We start from the raw sequence: 19,447 nt of genomic DNA, 5'->3' as shown, positions 1-19,447 counted from the left end.
CGGCGGCGGCCCCGCCTTGTCCCGCTTTGGAGCCGACTCTTTGAAGACCCTGTCGTATTTTGCCTCGCGGCTGAGTAAAGCCGTGCTCGTCGTGCTCGGCGTCGTAATCCTGAATTTCCTGTTGATCCGCATGGCGCCGGGCGATCCCGCCGCCGTGCTGGCCGGCGAGGCGGGCTCTTCCGACCCCGCCTACGTGGAGCAGTTGCGGCGCGAGTTCGGCCTGGACCAGCCCGTCTACGTGCAGCTGGGCACCTACCTGAAAGGCATCGTCCAGCTCGACCTGGGCTATTCGTACCGCGAACGCCTGCCCGTGCTGGACCTGATCCTGGACCGTCTGCCCGCCACCTTGCTGCTGATGGTGTGCGCCTTCATCTTCTCCGTCACGCTGGGCATATTGACCGGCGTGATCGCCGCGCGCGCCCGCTACGAGGGCAAGCGAAAATGGCTGGACAGCGCCATCATGAGCGGCGCGCTATTGATCTACGCCACGCCGCAATTCTGGCTGGCGCTGCTGGCGGTCATCTTCTTCTCGCTGACCCTGGGGTGGCTGCCGCCCTTCGGCATGGAAACCGTGGCCTCGACGCTTACCGGCTGGGCGCGGGTCGGCGACATCGCCCTGCACCTGATCCTGCCCACCGTGTCGCTGGGGTGTTTCTTCATGGCGATCTACGCCCGGCTGACACGCGCCTCGATGCTGGAAGTGCTGGGCATGGACTTCATCAAGACCGCGCGCGCCAAGGGCGTGCCGGTGCCGCAGATCATCCGCCGCCACGCGCTGCGCAACGCGCTGCTGCCGGTCATCACCTTCGCCGGCATCCAGCTCGGCCAGATGGCGGGCGGCGCGGTGCTCACCGAAACGGTGTTCGGCTGGCCCGGCATCGGCCGGCTGATGTTCGACGCCCTGGTGCAACGCGACTACCAGCTGCTGCTGGGCGTGTTCCTGATCACCTCGACCATGGTGGTGGTCTTCAACCTGATCACCGACCTGATCTACCGATTCATCGACCCCCGCATCCAGGGAAGCTGATCCATGAAAGCCTTTTTGAAAAGATTCTGCGCCAACCGCGGCGCGGCGGCCGGCCTCGCCGTCCTGCTGGCCGTGATCGTGGTCGGCGCGCTGGCGCCTCTGCTGTACGAAGAGTCCCCATGGATGATGGTGGGCCCGCCGCTGCTGGCGCCGTTCACCGACCCCGCCTTCCCGCTGGGCACCGACATGCTGGGCCGCGACATCGCCGCCGGCCTGATCTACGGCGCGCGCGTCTCGCTGCTGATCGGCGTGATATCCACCGCCGTGGCCGTGTTCATCGGCATCCTGGTGGGCGCGCTCAGCGGCTACTTCGGCGGCCGGCTGGACGATTTCCTGATGCGCATGACGGAGTTCTTCCAGACCATTCCGCAACTGGCCATGGCCATGGTGCTGGTGGCGATCTTCAAGCCCAACCTGGTTTCCATCGTCGGCGCCATCGCCATGGTGTCGTGGCCGCCGGTGGCGCGCCTGGTGCGCTCGGAGTTCATGACGCTGCGCACCCGCGAGTTCGTGCAGGCCGCGGTGGTCATCGGCCAGCGCCCCGGCCGCATCATCCTCACGCAGATCCTGCCCAACGCCGCCTCGCCCATCATCGTCACGGCCTCGCTGATGACCGCCACCTCGATCCTGACCGAGTCGGCGCTGTCCTTCCTGGGGCTGGGCGACCGCAACCTGATGAGCTGGGGCTTCATGATCGGCGCGGCCCGCACGATGCTGCGCGAAGCGCCCATGATGAGCATGTGGCCGGGGCTGGCGATCATGCTGACCGTGCTGGCCATCAACCTGATCGGCGAGGGCCTGAACGACGCCCTCAACCCGCAACTTCGCAAGCGTGGAGCATGATTCCGTGACAGCTACCCATCCAGCCTCGTCCGCCGCGCCGCTGCTTTCCATCCAGGACCTCAGCATCGCGCTGCCCGCCGGCGGCGACCGCCCGTACGCGGTCCGCAATATCTCGTTCGACATCAACGCGGGAGAAATCCTCTGCATCGTCGGCGAATCCGGCTCGGGCAAATCCATGAGCGCCAACGCCATCATGGGCCTGCTGCCGCACTACCTGCGCCCCGAGGGCGGACGCATCCTGTTCGACAACCGCGACCTGCTCTCGCTGGACGAATCCACGCTGCGCGGCATGCGCGGGCGCGAAATGGCCATGATCTTCCAGGAACCGCTGTCGGCGCTGAACCCGCTGCTGACCGTCGGCGAGCAGATCGAGGAAGTCATGCGCGTGCACAACGCCTATCCGGAACAGGAGCGCGCGCAGCGCGTGCTCGACGTGCTGGAGTTCGTCGGCCTGCCCGAGCCCCGGCTGATCCGGCACGCCTGGCCTTTCCGCCTGTCCGGCGGCCAGCGCCAGCGCGTCATGATCGCCATGGCGCTGGTGCTCGAACCCCGGCTGCTGATCGCCGACGAGCCCACCACCGCGCTGGACGTCACGACCCAGGCGCAGATCCTCGAACTGATCGCCCGCATCCAGCGCCAGAAAGGCATGGGCGTGATGTTCGTCACCCACGACTTCGGCGTGGTGGCCGAAATCGCCGACCGCGTGGCGGTGATGGAAAAAGGCATCCTGGTCGAGGAAGGCACGGCCGACCAGGTGCTCAACCGGCCGCGCCATCCGTACACGCAGCGGCTGATCGCCGCGGTGCCCACCCAGCGCACCGGCGGCGACGCAAGCCCGGCCGCGGCGTTCAGCCCGGTGCTGCATGTGCGCAACCTGAAGAAGACCTACGCCGCCGCCGGCGGGCTGTTCCACAAGAAGCGCGTCGTGCACGCCGTCAATGACGTCAGCTTCACCGTGGGACGCGGCCAGACGGTCGGCATCGTGGGCGAATCGGGTTCGGGCAAATCCACCATCGGCAAGTGCCTGCTCAAGCTGATCGACATCGACGGCGGCCAGATGCTGTTCGAAGGCAAGGACATCGCGCCCCTGACCGAGGCGCAGTTCCGGCCGCAGCGGCGCAAGATCCAGATGATCTTCCAGGATCCGTTCGCCTCGCTCAACCCGCGCCACACGGTGGGCCGCATCCTGTGCGACGGCCCCATGGCGGGCGGCGCGCCGCGCCAGCAGGCCGAAAAGCGCGCGCGCGAATTGCTCAGGCTGGTCGAGCTGGATCCGTCCGCCTTCGACCGCTATCCGGGCGAATTCTCCGGCGGCCAGCGCCAGCGCATCGGCATCGCGCGCGCGCTCGCCATGGACCCGCAGCTGATCGTGGCCGACGAATCGGTCTCGGCCCTGGACGTATCGGTGCAGGCCCAGGTACTCAAGCTGCTGCGCGAGGTCCAGCAGCGCCTGCAGCTGGCGCTCATCTTCATCACGCACGACCTGCGCGTGGCCTCGCAGATCTGCGACCACCTGCTGGTCATGCATCGCGGCAAGGTGGTCGAGCAGGGGCCGCCCACGCAGATCTTCGACGACCCGCAGGACCCCTACACGCGCCAGCTGATCGCCGCCATGCCCGGGCGCGACTGGGATCCCGCGGCCGCCGCGCTCGCGCAGGCCGCCGACGAACCCGCCCTGTACCCACAGCCATGCTGATCGAACCCGATATCGCCCTGGCCGAGACGCTGTTCGCGCGCCTGCGCGCGCAAGGCAGCGATGGCGTCGGCATCACGCGCGACACCTATGGCGCCGGCGAGCAGCGCGCCCACGACCTGATCGCCGCCACCGCGCGCGAGCTGGGCCTGGAGGTCGCGCGCGACGCCGCGCTCAACCTGTATGTCACCCTGCCTGGCGAGCGCCGCGACGAGCCCGTCGTCATGACCGGCTCGCACCTGGACTCGGTGCCGCGCGGCGGCAACTACGACGGCGCCGCCGGCGTGGTGGCCGGCATGGCCGTGCTGGCCGGCTGGGCGCGCGCCGGCGCGCGGCCCCGCCGCGACGTGGTGGTGATGGGCATCCGGGCCGAGGAAAGCGCCTGGTTTCCGGTCTCGTACGTCGGCAGCAAGGCGGCCTTCGGCCTGCTCGACGCCCAGGCCCTGGAGAGCCGGCGCGCCGATACGCAGCGCACCCTGGCCGAGCACATCGCCGAACACGGCGGACATCCCGGCCAGGTGGCCGGCGGCCAGGCCTGGCTGCGCGCGCAGGCCATCGACAGCTTCCTCGAGTTGCATATCGAGCAGGGGCCCGTGCTGATCGAGGGCGGCCACGCGCTGGGCATCGTGACCGGCATCTGCGGCAGCCGGCGCTATCGGCACGCGCGCGTGGCCGGCCGCTACGCGCACTCGGGCGCCACGCCGCGCGCCCACCGCCAGGACGCCGTGGTGGCGCTGGCGGCGCTCATCGACCGCCTGCAGCAGGCTTGGCGCCAGATGGAGGCCGACGGCCACGAACTGACCCTGACCTTCGGCCAGGTCTATACCGACGCCCGGCAGGCCGACTTCAGCAAAGTGCCCGGCCTGGCCAGCTTCTCGGTCGATATCCGTTCGCGCAGCGTCGAGACCCTGCGCCGCATGGACGAACACATCCAGGAAACCGCCCGCGCGATCGAGCACAGCCACGGCGTGCGCTTCGACTGGGGGCCGGTCTCCGGCAGCCAGGCCGCCGTCATGGATGCGCCGCTGCGCCAGGCCCTGGACGAGGCGGCGCGCGCCATCGGCGTCGCGCCGCGCGAACTGCCCAGCGGCGCCGGCCACGACTCGGCCACGTTCGCCAACCAGGGCATTCCCACCGCCATGCTGTTCGTGCGCAACGCGCACGGCAGCCACAACCCCGAAGAGGCCATGGACATGGCCGATTTCGCCGCCGGCACGCGCACGCTGGGCCGCGTACTCGCCGCCCGCGCCGGGCTGGCCGGCGCGCCCGCCGATGCCCGCGGCAGCACAGGAGATTCCCCTTCATGCCAACCTGCGTAATCGCCCAACCCGTACACCCGGTAGGGCCGCAACTGCTGCGCGCCGCGGGCATCACCGTGATCGAGCCGGCGGGCCCCGGCCTGGATGCCCTGCGCCAGGTCATCGCCGGCGCCGACGCGGTGCTGGTGCGCGACCAGCTGCCGGCCGAGCTGATCGACATGGCGCCGCGGCTGTGCGTGATCGCCAACCATGGCACCGGCACCGACAAGATCGCCGTGGCGCATGCCGACGCGCTGGGCATCCCGGTGGTCTATACGCCGCAGGCCAACGTGCGCTCGGTGGCCGAGCACGCGCTCATGCTGATGCTGGTGACCGCGCGCCAGGCCGTGCAGGCCGACGCCGCCACCCGCAAGGGCCACTGGGGCTTCAAGTACGAACAGCCCATGTACTCGCTATACGGCAAGACCCTGGGCGTCATCGGCCTGGGCCGCACCGGCCGCCTGCTGTGCGAGATGGCCGCGCCGGCCCTGAACATGCAGGCGCTGGTCTGGTCGCCCAGCCTGCCGGCCGGCGAAGCGCTGCCGCCCGGCGCGCGGCGCGTCGACACCTTGCAGGAACTGCTGCGCGAAGCCGACGTGGTGTCGCTGCACCGCCCGCTGCGCCCGGACACGCGCCACACGCTGGATGCCGCCACCCTGGCCTGCATGAAGCCCGGCGCCATCGTCATCAATACCTCGCGCGGCGGCCTCATCGACGAGGCGGCCCTGGCCGATGCGCTGCGCGAGGGCCGCCTGGCCGGCGCCGGCCTGGACGTCTTCGAGACCGAGCCGCTGCCGGCCGGCTCGCGGGTGGCCGGCCTGCCCAACGCGGTGCTCACGCCGCACGTGGCCGGCTCCACCCAGGAGGCCCTGCACGCCACCGCCAGCCAGTGCGCCGAACAGATCATCGCGGTGCTGGCCGGCCGCCGGCCGCCGCACCTGGTCAAGCCTTCCGTCTGGGAGCGCCGCCGCGCGCCCGTCACCCCGGAGCAATAGCCATGAGTCTTCCCATCGTCACGCTCGAACCGGGCACCATCCCGCTGCTCATCTCCATCCCGCACGGCGGCGAGTGCCTGCCCGAGGAATTCGCCCGCCGCATGACGCCGGCGGCGCGCAGAATCGCCGACACCGATTGGCACCTGTCGCGCCTGTACGACTTCGCGCGCGCCATGGGCGCCTCGATACTGCGCGCCAACTACTCGCGCTACGTCATCGACGTCAACCGCCCCAGCGATGGCGCCGCCCTGTACCCGGGCCAGACCACCACCACGCTGTGCCCGGTCACCAGCTTTCACGACGAGCCGCTGTACCTCGATCCGGCCGACCAGCCCGATGCCGCCGAAACCGCGCGGCGCGTGGACACGTACTGGCGCCCCTACCACGACGCCATGCAGGCCGAACTGGCCCGCATGCGCGGCCTGCATCCGCAGGTGCTGCTGTGGGAAGCGCATTCGATCGCCAGCGAGCTGCCCTATCTGTTCGAGGGCCGGCTGCCCGATCTCAATATCGGCACCTTCAGCGGCGCGGCCTGCGCGCCGGCCCTGCGCGAGGCCGCGATCGCCGCGGCCGGCGCGAGCCCGTTCGACTGGGTGGTCGACGACCGCTTCAAGGGCGGCTACATCACCCGCCACTACGGCCAGCCCGGCCAGGGCGTGCACGCGGTGCAGCTGGAGATGACCCAGCGCATGTACATGGACGAGGCCGAGCCGTTCGCCTACCGGGAAGACCTGGCCGGGCGCGTGCTGCCCACGCTGCGCGACATGGTGGGCCGCACGCTGGCCGCGCTGGCGCAGGTCCGCTGACCGGAGCGCGGCGATGATAGACCTGGAAGAAATCCGCACCTACGCCCGCCAGTTGCACCGCCACGGCGTCGACGCCCTGGAACTGCAGGAAGACGACCGCTTGCTGCGCATACGCGTGGACCGCCACCCGGCCGCCGCGCCGTCGGACGGGGCCACTGCGGCCGGCGCGCCCGACGCCGGCCTGGTCACGGTGCGCTCGACGGGCCTGGGCCTGTTCCGGCCCGCCGACCCCGCAACCGGCCCGGGCGCCGCGGTGCGGCGGGGCCAATTGCTGGCCCGGCTCGAGCTGGACCCGTGCCCGACGGACATCGCCGCGCCCGCCGACGGCGTGATCGTCGCCGTGCTGGCCGAGGCCGGCCAGCGCGTCGATTACGGCATGCCCCTGTTCCACCTGCAGCCCTCGGGGGAGTCATGAGCGAGAAATCCCGCCTGGTCCAGGACCTGATCGTCCTGGCCGCCGAAGAACGCATCGCCGAACTCGTGGTCAGCGAGGCAGGGCGCACCATCCGCGTGTTGCGCGGCGCCGCGTCCGGCCAGCCGCCCGCCGGCGAGCCGGAGCGGGCCGACAGCCCGGAGCAACCCAGCCCGGCCGCCGCCGGCGCATACACCATCACCGCCCCGCTGACCGGCACGTTCTATCGCGCCGCGCGGCCCGGCGCGCAGCCCCTGGCCGCGCCCGGCGACCGCCTGGCCGCGCACGCCCCGGTATGCGTGATCGAAGCCATGAAGATGATGACCGAAGTCAGCGCCGAACGCGCCGGCGCCGTTCTGCGCGTCCTGTGCGAAGACGGCCAGGCGGTGGAGCAGGGCCAGCCCTTGCTGGTCATCCAACCCGACGAGCCGCGCCATGTTCCGTAAAGTCCTGATCAGCAACCGCGGCGAGATCGCCCAGCGCATCCAGCGCGCCTGCCATCAGCTCGGCATCCAGACCGTGGTGGTGTACTCCGAGGCCGACCGCGATGCCGCCTATGTGCGCCACGCCGACGACGCGCTGTGCATCGGACCGGCGCCGTCGGCGCGCAGCTACCTGCAGGCGCCGGCCATCATCGGCGCCGCGCGCCTGACCGGCGCCGACGCCATCCATCCCGGCTACGGCTTCCTGAGCGAGAACGCCGGCTTCGCCGAGGCGGTGCAGGCCGCCGGGCTGGCCTTCATCGGCCCGACGCCGGCCGCCATCCGCACCATGGGCGACAAGGTCCAGGCCAAGCGGGCCATGCAGCAGTCCGGCGTGCCCTGCGTGCCGGGCTCGCAAGGCGTGCTGCCCGACGACCCCGGCGCCATCGCCGAACAGGCGCGCGCCATCGGCTTTCCGTTGATCGTGAAGGCGGCCGGCGGCGGCGGCGGACGCGGCATGCGGGTGGTCGAGCACGAAGCCGCGCTGCACGGCGCGGTGCAGACCACGCGCGCCGAGGCGCTGGCCGCCTTCGGCAATCCCGATCTCTACATGGAGCGCTTTCTGCAGCGTCCGCGCCACATCGAGATCCAGGTGCTGGCCGACCATCACGGCAACGCCGTCTGGCTGGGCGAGCGCGATTGCTCGATGCAGCGCCGCCACCAGAAGATCCTCGAAGAATCGCCCGCGCCGGGGCTGGACCCCGCCGCCGTCGAGGCGATCGGACAGCGCTGCGCCCACGCCTGCCGCGCAATCGGCTATCGTGGTGCGGGCACTTTCGAATTCCTCTACGAGGACGGCCAGTTCTATTTCATCGAGATGAATACGCGGCTGCAAGTGGAACACCCCATCACCGAGCTGACCACCGGCATCGACATCGTGCAGGCGCAGATCCGCATCGCCGCCGGCGAGCCGCTGCCCTGGACCCAGGAGCAGGTGCGCCGCCGCGGCCACGCCATCGAATGCCGCATCAATGCCGAGAACCCCGCCACCTTCATGCCGTCGCCGGGCCGCATCGCCCAATGGCTGCCGCCCGGCGGACCGGGCGTGCGCGTCGACTCGCACGCCTACGCCGGCTACGTGGTGCCCGCGCACTACGACTCGATGATAGGCAAGTTCATCGCCTTCGGCGACGATCGCGAACAGGCCCTGGCGCGCATGCGCGTGGCGCTGCGCGAGGCGGTCGTCGAAGGCATAGACACCAATATTCCCCTGCACCGGGACTTGCTGGCCGACCCGGTGTTCTGCGAGGGCGGCGCCGGCATCCACTACCTTGAAGACTGGATCGCCGGCCGGCAACGGCAAGGCGACACGGTCTGAGCACAACGCTTCGTGGCACCGCCACACCACTGAAAAAGGAACCCGCATGACCCCGATCGAAGCCAAGTTCGCGCGCCTGTCCACCGATCACGCGCCCGGCCAGGAAGTGCGCCAGGGCAACGCCGGCCTCGATGGCCTGCTGCGCGGCGACACCCTGCCCGGCACCCCGGTCGACTTCTCCCACGGCGACGTCAACACCAGCGCCTTCGCCCCCACCCCCGGATCGCTGCAGGAATTCGTCCAGGGCGTGGAGCGCGGCGGCGAACAGGCCTACACCGAATACCGCGGCGCGGCCGACCTGCGCCTGCGCGTGGCCGCCCACCTGGCCGAGTTCACCGGCGCCCCCGTCGACGGCGCCAACGAACTCATCATCACCCCGGGCACCCAGGGCGCCCTGTTCCTGGCCATCGCCTCCTCGGTCACCGCCGGCGACAAGGTCGCCATCGTGCGCCCGGACTACTTCGCCAACCGCAAACTGGTCGAATTCCTCGGCGGCGAAATCGTCCCCGTCGACATGCGCCACCTCGAACGCGACAGCGGCGCCGGACTGGACCTCGACCAGCTCGAAGCCGCCTTCAAGGCCGGCGTGCGCACCTTCCTGTTCTCCAACCCCAACAACCCCGCCGGCGTGGTCTACTCGCCCGAGGAAATCGCCCAGATCGCCGACCTCGCCCGCCACTACGACGCCACCGTCATCGTCGACCAGCTCTACTCGCGCCTGCTCTACACCGGCACCCGCTACACCCACCTGCGCGCCCTGCCCCAGGCCCCGGCCAACGTCATCACCATCATGGGCCCGTCCAAGACCGAATCGCTCAGCGGCTACCGCCTGGGCGTGGCCTTCGGCGCCGCCCACCTGATCGACCGCATGGAAAAACTGCAGGCCATCGTCTCGCTGCGCGCCCCGGGCTACTGCCAGGCGGTGCTGCGCACCTGGTTCCAGGAACCCGCCGGCTGGATGAACGAACGCATCGCCCAGCATCAGGCCATCCGCGACGACCTCATCCGCGTCCTGCGCGCCGTGCCCGGCCTGGCCGTGCGCGCCCCCGAGGCCGGCAGCTACCTGTTCCCGCGCCTGCCCAGGCTGGCCGTCGGACTGCACGACTTCGTGCGCATCCTGCGCACCCAGGCCGGCGTCACCGTCACCCCGGGCACCGAATTCAGCCCCCACGCCGATGACAGCATCCGCCTGAACTTCTCGCAGAACCACGCCGCCGCCGTCCAGGCCATCGAACGCACCGCGCAACTCATCGAGCGCTACCGCGCCTGACCCGGGAGGACATCCATGACGATCCAAGCCTACGCCAGCGACCTGGCGCCGCCGCCGGCGGGCACCTACAGCGTAGCCGTGCGGGCCGGCAACCTCGTGTTCCTGGCCGGACAGACCCCGCGCGACCGCGACAACGTGCGCCATGGCGACAAGCCCTTCGCCGACCAGGCCCGCATGGCCCTGGACAACCTCGAAGCCGCGGCCAACGCGGCCGGCCTGTCGCTCAAGCATGCGGTGCGCGTCGGCGTGTTCCTGACCGACCCGGCCGACGCCAAGGCCTTCGACGCGATCTACGCCAGCTACGTCGGTTCGCCGCCGCCGGCCCGCACGCTGACGCAATCCAACCTGCCCGGCTTCGCCATCGAAGTCGACGCGGTGCTGCTGGCGCCCGACGCCTAGCCGCGCCGCCCGCACGGCGGCGCCCGGCCGGGCCCGCCGCGCGGCGGCTTGCGAGGCATGGCTGGATTAGAATCCTCTGGTCCCGTCATTACGGAAGCATCATGAACACTCCGGTCCGCCTCACCCAGTACAGCCACGGCGCCGGCTGCGGCTGCAAGATCTCGCCCAAGGTGCTGGAAATCATCCTGGCCGGCAGCGGCGCGCAGAACCTCGATCCCCGGCTGTGGGTCGGCAATGCCTCGCGCGACGACGCCGCGGTCTATGCCCTGGACGACCAGCGCGGCGTTGTCTCGACCACCGACTTCTTCATGCCCATCGTCGACGACCCGTTCGACTTCGGCCGCATCGCCGCCACCAACGCCATCAGCGACATCTACGCCATGGGCGGCGATCCGCTGCTGGCCATCGCCATCCTGGGCTGGCCGGTCAACGTGCTGCCGCCCGAAGTCGCGCGCGAAGTGGTGCGCGGCGGCCGCGCGGCCTGCGACGAGGCCGGCATCGCCCTGGCCGGCGGGCACTCCATCGACGCCCCCGAACCGATCTTCGGACTGGCGGTGACCGGCGTGGTGGACAAGGCTCGTCTCAAGCGCAACGACACCGCGACCGCCGGCTGCCGGCTGTACCTGACCAAGCCGCTTGGCATCGGCATCCTGACCACCGCCGAGAAGAAATCGCGCCTGCGTCCCGAAGACGTCAACCTGGCACGCGACTGGATGTGCACCCTGAACAAGCCCGGCAGCCGTTTCGGCGCCCTGGCCGGCGTCAAGGCCATGACCGACGTCACCGGCTTCGGCCTGCTGGGCCACCTGGTCGAGATGGCCGACGGCAGCGGCGTGAGCGCGCGCATCGAATACGCCAAGGTGCCGCGCCTGCCCGGCGTCGAACATTATCTGGCCGAGGGCTGCGTGCCCGGCGGCACCGGCCGCAATTTCGACAGCTACGGCGCGCGCATCGCGCCCCTGCCCCAGGATCGCGTCGACCTGCTGTGCGACCCGCAGACCAGCGGCGGCCTGCTGGTGGCGGTGGAGCCGGCCGGCGAAGCCGAGTTCCTGGCGGCCGCGGGCGAACTGGGCCTGCGCCTGGAACCGATCGGCGAACTGGTCGCGCAGCGCCCCTACGCCGTCGAAGTGCTCTGATGCGCGCGGACACGCGCGATTTCCGCGCGCTCTTCCTGGGCGACGCGCCCTTGCTCGACACCCGCGCGCCGGTCGAATTCGCCAAGGGCGCCTTTCCCGGCGCGGTCAACCTGCCGCTGATGAGCGACGCCGAACGGCACAAGGTCGGGCTCTGCTACAAGCAACAGGGGCAGGACGCCGCCATCGCGCTGGGCCATCGCCTGGTCAGCGGCGCGGTCAAGGCCGAGCGCGTCGCCGCCTGGGCGGCGTTCGCGCAAGCCCATCCCGAGGGCTACCTGTATTGCTTTCGCGGCGGGCTGCGCTCGCAGATCAGCCAGGCCTGGCTCAGGGAAGAAGCCGGCATCGCCTACCCGCGCGTCATCGGCGGCTACAAGGCCATGCGCGGCTTCCTGCTGGAAACCATCGAGCAGGCCATCGCCGAATGCGGCTTCGTGGTGCTGGGCGGCATGACCGGCACCGGCAAGACCGACGTGCTGCGCCAGCTGGACCATGGCCTGGACCTCGAAGCGCACGCCCATCACCGGGGCTCCAGCTTCGGCAAGCACGCCACCGGCCAGCCGGCGCAGATCGACTTCGACAACCGCCTGGCCATCGACATCCTGAAGAAGCGCGCCGCCGGCTGCCGGCAGTTCGTGGTGGAGGACGAAAGCCAGGCCATCGGCAGCTGCAGCCTGCCGTTCGGCCTGTACCAGGGCATGCAGCGCTACCCCGTGGTCTGGCTGGAAGACACGCAGCCTGCCCGCGTGCAGCGCATCCTGCGCGACTACGTCATCGACCTGTGCGGCGAGTTCACCGCCCTGCATGGCGAGCAGGACGGCTTCGGCCTGTACGCCGCGCGGCTGCGCCAGAGCCTGGACAACATCGCCCGGCGCCTGGGCGGCGAACGCCACCGGCGGCTGGCCGCGCTCATGGACGAAGCCCTGGCCCGACAGGCCGGCGACGGCAGCGTCGACGCCCACCGCGCCTGGATCGAACCGCTGCTGACCGAGTACTACGATCCCATGTACGCGTACCAGCGCCAGGCCAAGGCGGCGCGCATCGTCTTCACCGGCGACCACCAGGAAGTGCTGGACTACCTGCGCGGGCCAGGCCGGGCGCTTCCGTAGCCGGCGCGGCTAGCCCCGCCACGCCAGCGCCACGGCGCCGGCCAGCACGGCCGGCGCAGCGGCATACACCAGCAGGCGCGGCCGGTAGGCCGCCAGCCAGCCAACCAGCATGGCGGCGATCGTCAACACCCCCAGCCACACCGCCAGCGCCAGCGACGGCGACCACGCCTGCAGGCAGGCCCACAGCGCCGCCGCCAGGCCGGCAACGCCGGCCAGCCGCCAGCCCCATGCCGCCGACGTGGCCAGCTCGCGCCCCAGCATCTGCTCCTGATGCCGCGGCATGGCCAGCGCCAGAGCCACGAACGCGGCGAAGGCCCAGCCCAGGCCGATTCCCATCATGCCCATGGCCGTCACCTCGCCCGCGCCACGGCCCGGGCCGCCGCCGGGAGGCGCTGCCCGGCCGCGCGCGCGACCGTGCCGTGGCGCGCCACCTTGACGGCGATGAACGCCAGCAACGCGCCGACGGCAAGCGCCGCCAGATCGAAGCCCGCCACCGACCACAATCCCCGACCCATGCTCTCGGCCAGCCCGGCGCCGCCCGTCATGGCATTCAACAAGGGCAGCAAGGCCAAGGCCAGACCGCTGGCGCCCAGCACCTCCACCCAGGCGCGCCGGTGCGTGCGCAGGCAGGCATGCGCCAGGCTGGCGGCCCACAAGACGAAAAAGCCCCCGACCTCCCAATCGGCGCGCGCGGCCATTCCCGCCGGCAACAGGCGGTTGAACCAGAAATAGCCGGCCACCGCCAGGCACAGCCCGCCCAGCCCGGCCACGTTCAGGATTTCCACGACGCGATGGCCGCGCGGCGTGATGCCGGTTTTCCGGCGCTCGGGCAGGCGCTTGACCACCCACAGCACCATGCCGCTTGCCACCATGAAACTGCCCACGAGACCGGACACCAGCAACAGCAGGCGCACGCCGGGGTCGGCGAAGCGGCCCAGGTGCAGGCTGGTGAACACGTTGTAGACGGCACTGGCGGCGCTGGGCCGCGGCGCGGGCGGGACCTGCAGGCGCTGGCCAGTCGCGACGTCGTAGACGGCGCGCCGCGCCACGCCCCGATCGGTCAGACTCTGCCCATGCGATTCGCGCAGTTCCACCCAATTCGCTGAACCGCCCTGCCGGTCCACCGTGATGGTACCGACGGGACTGGCCGGCCACAGTCGCGCCGCGTCGTCCAGCATGGCCTGCAGCGCCGGCGGCGAGGGTGCAGCCATCCCCTGCCCCCGGAGCGCAACGGCCGGCGGTGGCGGCGCGGCCCGGCGCTCGTTGAAGAACGCCCGCGTATCGCCCTGATAGGCGGCGTCCACCGCCGCCGGCATCAATTGGTACATCAGCAGCAGCAAGCCGCTGAACGTGATCAGGAAGTTGAACGGCAGCGCCAGCACCGCCGTCGCATTGTGCCCATCCAGCCACGAGCGCTGCCCCTTGCCGGGGCGGAACGTGAAAAAGTCGCTGAAGATCTTCTTGTGGGTGATCACGCCGCTGACGATGGCCACCAGCATGAACAGCGTGGCCGCGCCCACCAGCCAGCGCGCCCAGATGCGCGGCATGCCGTACAGCTCGAAATGGAAGCGGTAGAGGAAGTCGCCGCCACGGGTTTCGCGCACCTGTATCGCCTGGCCACTGCCTGCATCCAGGACCGCGCGCCGCAGCCCCGCCTTGCCCGCCGCCGCGCCCGGATCGCGCCACGACACATGCGCGGCCGGATCGCGCGCGGTAGGCAGCGCGACGGTCCATGACAGCGCGTCGGGCGCCATCGTGGCCAGCGCGGCAACGGCCCGGGCCGCGGTTTGTCCGTCGGGCTGCGAGCCGTGCACCTCGGGCTTCATCCATACCGAAATCTCGTCGCGCACGTAACTGAGCGTGCCCAACAGGAAGATGGCGAACAACAGCCAGCCCAGGAGCAGGCCGGACCAGGTGTGCAGCCAGGACATGGCCTGGCGCAGCCCTTCCGTCTTGCCGTCGGGCCTCATGGCGCCTCCCCGGCGAGCGGGCAGGCCGCCAGGACAGGCCGTCCTGGCGGGAAAGCGGAAAAGGAATGCATACGGGCTGGTCGTACCGGTTCGTGAATATGCACGCGCCCTGCCATGGGGCCGGCGGCGGCGATGGACAGGCCCGCGCTGGTCGGGACCCATATGCGCTATAGACAGGCAAACCTCGCGCATCCTGACGTGCGCCATGCGATTGGCTCTGTCGGACAATTATTAATGAGATTTGTTATTATTCTCAAAAATCAACACGGGATGGGTGGAGAATTGGAAACGCCAGGCCCTGGCCAGGGTTGGACGTCGCTGAAGGAATGCCTGTCGGCCGTCCAGCGCGCCGTCGCCGCGCGTGTGGGCGGCCAGCACTCGGCGCCGGATCTCGTGCAGGAGGCCTACGCGCGCATGCTCGACCGTCCCGCGGCGGCCAGCCTGGTCAACCTGCCCGGCTACCTGTATCGCGCCGCGCTCAACATCGCCTACAACGGCAGCGCGCGCAACAGCGTCGAGAACCGCGTCCATGGCCAGCTTGCCCTGTCGGGCGACGAAGCATCGGCCGCGCTTGACCCCGCCCGCATCTGCGCCGACCGCCAGGCGCTGGGACGCGTCATGGCCGCCATCGACGCACTGCCGCCGCGCTGCCGCGAAGTGTTCGTGCTGTACCGCTTCGAGGGCCTGGCGCAGGCGGAAATCGCCGCGCGCCTGGGGATCAGCCGCAACATGGTCGAGAAACACGTGATCCGCGCCATGGGCGCCTGCCGCGCCGCCTTGAACGAAGAGCGCCCGGTCGCATAACATGCACTGCCGCCGCCAGATATCCCGCCCCTTCGACGTGCGTACCGGTCCGCCCTCTCCGCCCGAACCCCGCGACCCCGCCATCGACGACGAAGCGATGCGCTGGTATCTCGCGCTGCGCGAGACCGGCGCCGACGATCCGGACCGCGCGCCGCTGCAGGCGCGCTTTCGGAACTGGCTCGAACAGGACCCGCGGCACCGCCCGGCCTATGACGCCTGCGCCCGAGACTGGGCCCGGCTGGCGCCGCTGCAGACGCACTACCTCGCAACGCGGCCGGGCACGCGGCGCCATCGGGGCGCGTGGCGCGCGGCCTGTGCGCTGGCCCTGGTGCTGGTCGTGACCACGATCGGCGGCCTGGCCTGGCAGGCGCACACCTACGCGGACTTCTCGCTGCTGGGCGCACGCCAGTTCGACACGCCGCTGGAACAGACCGCCGCGCTGCGGATGCGCGACGGAACCCGCGTCGACATGGACGTGGGCACGACGCTCACGGTGGCGTACGACGATGCGCGGCGCGAGGTCGTACTCGAATCGGGCGCCGCATTCTTCGACGTGGCGCGCGATTCGCAGCGCCCCTTCCTGATCCGCACCCCGGCCGGCGAAGTGCACGTCCTGGGCACCGCCTTCGAAGTCCAGCGCCTGGCCGATGGCTTGCTGGTCAATGTGGCGCGCGGCCACGTACGCATTGCCGCGCCGGAAAGCCCGGCTGGTGTCGAACTCCTGACCGGCCAGTCCGTGCGGTTGCGGCAGTCGCGTTTCGACGCAGTGCGCCCGATCGGCGTGAACCAGGTCGCCGCGTGGCGCCACAACCGGCTGGTATTCGACAACCGGACGCTGGGCGAGGTCGCGCAGGCGATCACCCGACGCGGCGACTGGACCGTGCACGTGGATCCGGCCGCGGCCCGCCTGCCGATCACGCTGGCGGTGCAACTGAACGACGTAGCCAACTCCCTGCAGGCGCTGCCCGAGATCCTCGCCGTCGACGTCGTGCGCACCGGGCGCACGCTCACCATCTCGGCGCGCAGCCGTCCTTGAACAATAACGAATCTCAATATCAGGATTTGCGACGCTCGCTTGTCTTCCTTCCATTAAGCCATATCCGGGAAGGGAGAACTCGATGCAGGTCCGAACGGGCGACATGCCCCTTGCACGCGCCGCGCGCATGCGTACGCACTGGCGGGCCGCCGCGCTCGCGGCAATCCTGGCCCACGCCTGGCTGCCGCCCGGCGTGGCCAGCGCGCAGCCGGCCCAGGCGCTGGAGCAGCCGCTGTCTTTCGACATGGCGCCCCAGCCGCTGGGTCAGGCGCTGATAGAACTGAACCGCCGCACGGCATTGTCCATCGCCTTCGACCCGCGCCAGGTCGAGCATTTCCAGGCGCCCGCCATACGCGGCGTGATGACATCCGAGCAAGCCTTGCGCCAGGCGTTGTCGGGCAGCAATCTCGCCTACAGCCTGCGCGGGCAAGTCGCCACGGTGCGGCAACAGGAAGTCGCACAGCTCATGCCCGTCACGGTGTCGGGCGACAACCTGCCGGCCTATATCGCCGACACGCCCACCTCGATCGCCACCAAGACTTCGCTGCCGCCGCGCCAGACGCCGTTCACGATCAACCAGGCCAGCCAGGAACTGATCATGGAACGCGGCGACGCCAACATCTACGACACGCTCGAAGGCTTCGCCGGCGTGACCACGACCAGCGGCAATGGCGACATCGGCCAGAGCATGTCGCGCTCCATCAACGTGCGCGGCTTCTCAACCGGCGGCGCCGGCCAGTTGCTGATCAACGGCCAGCGCACCTACAGCTCCGCGTCGGCGGCGCGCAGCCCCGACAGCCTGGAGCGCGTCGAACTGCTGCGCGGCCCCGCCGCGCTCTACTACGGCGCGGCCGAACCGGGCGGCATCGTCAACTACACCTACAAGCGCCCCCAGGCGCAGGCCGCCTACACCATCGTGGGCCGCACCGACAGCAAGGGGTCGTACGGGTCCATGGTCGACATGACCGGCCCGCTGAACCAGGACGATACGCTGCTGTACCGGCTGGTCGGCAGCTACACGCACACGGTGGACGACCAGGATCACATCTTCCAGGAGCCCAAGAGCGTATTGGCAGCGTTGACATACGCACCCAGCTCCCGCTTCGACACCACGCTGACCTACGAACGCATGGAAATGGAGGCCGTGCCGGAGCAGGAGAACAACATGCGCATCAGCAACCGGAACAGCCCGTACTACGGTCAGTACTATCCGGTGCCGCGCGACTTCTTCTGGGGCAGCCTCAACGACCGCGCGGTCACCGAAACCGACACTTTGCTATGGGACGCCAGGTGGCGGCCCAGCGAGCGCTTCAACCTCAACGCCTACGCCAACTACCAGGAAAGCAAGCAGTGGTGGCAGAACACCCGCGTCAACGGCGCGGGCAACGGCCCCGACGCCGACGGCAATGTGCAGCGCTATGTCAGCGGCCGGCAGGCCCGCGACCGGAACTGGTCGTTCGGCCTGGACCTCAGCGGCAAGGCCTACACCGGCGCATTCCGCCACGACTGGCTGACCGGCGCCGGCTACGGCCACACCCAGACGCGCTCCAGCGGACGGCAGGTGGCCGCCGACTCTCGGCCGGGCCAGCCCTACACGCCCGGCCCGCTGAACATCTTCGACCCCGACTACGGCAACTGGCACTACCAGGACCGCATCTGGGAAGACCCACTGGCCGCCGCCACCAAACGCAATGACCTGAACCTGTATTTCCAGGACATGCTGCACCTTCCCGACGAGAAGACGCGCCTGCTGCTGGCCATGGGATGGGCGCAATTCGACAGCCGCCCGCCCGACAACGCGCAGCGCAACAAGATCAGCAAGTGGTCGCCGCGCATCGCCCTGATGCACGATCTCACTCCGAGCACCACGGTCTACGCCAGCTACGGCGAATCGTTCTACCCCAACGAACTCAACCTGCTGGACATGAGCGGCTCGTACATCACCAAGCCGCAGGAGGGCAAGCAATACGAGATCGGCTTCAAGCAGGACCTGTTCGACTCGCGCGCCATGCTGACCGCGGCGCTGTTTCGCATCGACAAGAAGAACATGCCCATGTCGGCGCAACCGGACGGGCAATGCGATCCGCTGGCCGCGCCCGCGCCCGGCACGCCCGGCACCACCGACGGCAGCGGCGATTGCCGCACCAGCCTGTCCGGGCTGGAGCGCTCGCAGGGCCTGGAGCTGGAACTGTCCGGGCTGATCACCGACTGGTGGGCCGCCTCGCTCTCGTACGCCTACCTCAAGACCGAATACGTCGACACCGAGGATCCGTTCTCGCAGGGCCGCAGCAAGCCCAACATGCCGGCGCACAACCTGGCGCTGTGGAACAAGTTTCGCGTCTACCAGGATCCCGTTTACGGCACCGCGCACGTGGCCGTCGGGCTGCGCGCCTGGAGCAAGAGCCACAACGCCTGGCGCGACCCGGCCGTGGGCACCTACTACAACCCGTACTCGCGCACCGACTACAACCCCGGCTACGGCATCGTCGACGTAGGCGTGTTCTACGCCAATACCCTGGCCAACGGCATGGACCTCAAGCTGCAGCTCAACATCAAGAACCTGTTCAACAAGACCTACTACGACCGCAACCGGTTCGCCAACGGCACCACCATCGTGTGGGGCAATGAGCGCCGCGCCATGCTCAACGCCCAGCTGTCGTTCTGACAATCAATCGGCGCCCCCGCGCCGTCCCTTGACAGTTCGCGCCGCCGAAAGTTAAATTTATGAACATCGTTCATTATTATGAACGATGTTCCTCCGCACGCGCGCGTGCGGCCGCCAGGCGGCGGCCAGCCTTCATCGACCCGGCAATCCCGCGTGGCGCGACCGGTCCCGGACCTGGCGCCCGCCG

Annotated in this window: 18 protein-coding genes; 16 read left to right on the top strand and 2 right to left on the bottom strand. The window is 70.0% G+C overall.

Annotated features, from left to right (window positions below; translation table 11 throughout):
* Positions 1-40 precede the first annotated feature (40 nt).
* From EL288_RS01325 to mnmH, 13 genes are all read left to right on the top strand, one after another.
* Positions 41-1,027, top strand: coding sequence for an ABC transporter permease (locus tag EL288_RS01325; protein ID WP_003815564.1), 987 nt, complete (start codon positions 41-43; stop codon positions 1,025-1,027).
* Between the two features lie 3 nt (positions 1,028-1,030).
* Positions 1,031-1,870 carry an ABC transporter permease gene (locus EL288_RS01320; RefSeq protein ID WP_003815566.1) on the top strand — a complete coding sequence of 280 codons (840 nt, stop codon included), beginning with the start codon at positions 1,031-1,033 and terminating at the stop codon, positions 1,868-1,870.
* Positions 1,871-1,874: 4 nt separating this feature from the next.
* Positions 1,875-3,566 carry an ABC transporter ATP-binding protein gene (locus tag EL288_RS01315; RefSeq protein WP_003815568.1) on the top strand — a complete coding sequence of 564 codons (1,692 nt, stop codon included), beginning with the start codon at positions 1,875-1,877 and terminating at the stop codon, positions 3,564-3,566.
* Positions 3,560-4,882, top strand: a complete 1,323-nt coding sequence (locus EL288_RS01310) for a Zn-dependent hydrolase (protein WP_003815570.1) — start codon at positions 3,560-3,562, stop codon at positions 4,880-4,882. The genes EL288_RS01315 and EL288_RS01310 overlap by 7 nt, the downstream gene beginning before the upstream one ends.
* Positions 4,867-5,856 carry a hydroxyacid dehydrogenase gene (locus tag EL288_RS01305; RefSeq protein WP_010927183.1) on the top strand — a complete coding sequence of 330 codons (990 nt, stop codon included), beginning with the start codon at positions 4,867-4,869 and terminating at the stop codon, positions 5,854-5,856. The genes EL288_RS01310 and EL288_RS01305 overlap by 16 nt, the downstream gene beginning before the upstream one ends.
* Positions 5,857-5,858: 2 nt before the next feature.
* Entirely contained in the window at positions 5,859-6,662 is an 804-nt protein-coding gene (gene hutG, locus EL288_RS01300) for an N-formylglutamate deformylase (protein ID WP_003815574.1), read from the top strand.
* A gap of 13 nt (positions 6,663-6,675) precedes the next feature.
* The gene (locus tag EL288_RS01295; protein WP_010927184.1) at positions 6,676-7,077 is read left to right on the top strand and encodes an acetyl-CoA carboxylase biotin carboxyl carrier protein; all 402 of its coding nucleotides are present in this window, start codon (positions 6,676-6,678) and stop codon (positions 7,075-7,077) included.
* Positions 7,074-7,520 (top strand): acetyl-CoA carboxylase biotin carboxyl carrier protein, encoded by a 447-nt coding sequence (locus EL288_RS01290; RefSeq protein ID WP_033449869.1) that lies wholly within the window; start codon positions 7,074-7,076, stop codon positions 7,518-7,520. The genes EL288_RS01295 and EL288_RS01290 overlap by 4 nt, the downstream gene beginning before the upstream one ends.
* Positions 7,510-8,874: an acetyl-CoA carboxylase biotin carboxylase subunit gene (gene accC, locus EL288_RS01285; RefSeq protein WP_003815580.1), complete on the top strand. Its 1,365-nt coding sequence runs from the start codon at positions 7,510-7,512 to the stop codon at positions 8,872-8,874. Before EL288_RS01290 ends, accC begins: the two co-directional genes overlap by 11 nt.
* 46 nt (positions 8,875-8,920) lie before the next feature.
* The gene (locus tag EL288_RS01280; protein ID WP_010926183.1) at positions 8,921-10,144 is read left to right on the top strand and encodes a pyridoxal phosphate-dependent aminotransferase; all 1,224 of its coding nucleotides are present in this window, start codon (positions 8,921-8,923) and stop codon (positions 10,142-10,144) included.
* Between the two features lie 15 nt (positions 10,145-10,159).
* Complete coding sequence (locus EL288_RS01275; RefSeq protein WP_003815583.1) at positions 10,160-10,543, top strand: RidA family protein; 384 nt, start codon at positions 10,160-10,162, stop codon at positions 10,541-10,543.
* Positions 10,544-10,644: 101 nt separating this feature from the next.
* Positions 10,645-11,679: a selenide, water dikinase SelD gene (gene selD / locus EL288_RS01270; protein ID WP_003815585.1), complete on the top strand. Its 1,035-nt coding sequence runs from the start codon at positions 10,645-10,647 to the stop codon at positions 11,677-11,679.
* Entirely contained in the window at positions 11,679-12,785 is a 1,107-nt protein-coding gene (mnmH, locus tag EL288_RS01265) for a tRNA 2-selenouridine(34) synthase MnmH (RefSeq protein WP_010927187.1), read from the top strand. The genes selD and mnmH overlap by 1 nt, the downstream gene beginning before the upstream one ends.
* A 9-nt stretch (positions 12,786-12,794) precedes the next feature.
* On the opposite strand, the gene EL288_RS01260 is transcribed toward mnmH, so the two are convergent.
* The gene (locus tag EL288_RS01260) at positions 12,795-13,130 is read right to left on the bottom strand and encodes a DUF3325 domain-containing protein (protein ID WP_225665898.1); all 336 of its coding nucleotides are present in this window, start codon (positions 13,128-13,130) and stop codon (positions 12,795-12,797) included.
* Positions 13,131-13,135: 5 nt separating this feature from the next.
* The gene (locus EL288_RS01255) at positions 13,136-14,755 is read right to left on the bottom strand and encodes a PepSY-associated TM helix domain-containing protein (RefSeq protein WP_015064860.1); all 1,620 of its coding nucleotides are present in this window, start codon (positions 14,753-14,755) and stop codon (positions 13,136-13,138) included.
* A gap of 282 nt (positions 14,756-15,037) precedes the next feature.
* Here EL288_RS01255 and EL288_RS01250 point away from each other — a divergent pair, with 282 nt between their 5' ends.
* From EL288_RS01250 to EL288_RS01240, 3 genes are all read left to right on the top strand, one after another.
* A complete protein-coding gene (locus EL288_RS01250; RefSeq protein WP_225665899.1) occupies positions 15,038-15,559 on the top strand; it encodes a sigma-70 family RNA polymerase sigma factor in 522 nt (173 codons plus the stop codon).
* A gap of 1 nt (position 15,560) precedes the next feature.
* Positions 15,561-16,595: a FecR family protein gene (locus EL288_RS01245; protein WP_003815596.1), complete on the top strand. Its 1,035-nt coding sequence runs from the start codon at positions 15,561-15,563 to the stop codon at positions 16,593-16,595.
* Between the two features lie 103 nt (positions 16,596-16,698).
* Positions 16,699-19,260: a TonB-dependent siderophore receptor gene (locus EL288_RS01240; protein WP_230594844.1), complete on the top strand. Its 2,562-nt coding sequence runs from the start codon at positions 16,699-16,701 to the stop codon at positions 19,258-19,260.
* Positions 19,261-19,447: the final 187 nt, after the last annotated feature.

Source organism: Bordetella bronchiseptica, assembly GCF_900636925.1.
Taxonomy (GTDB): Bacteria; Pseudomonadota; Gammaproteobacteria; order Burkholderiales; family Burkholderiaceae_B; genus Bordetella; species Bordetella pertussis.
Note: the sequence above shows the minus strand (reverse complement) of the source record. Positions and strands in the feature narration are given on the sequence as shown.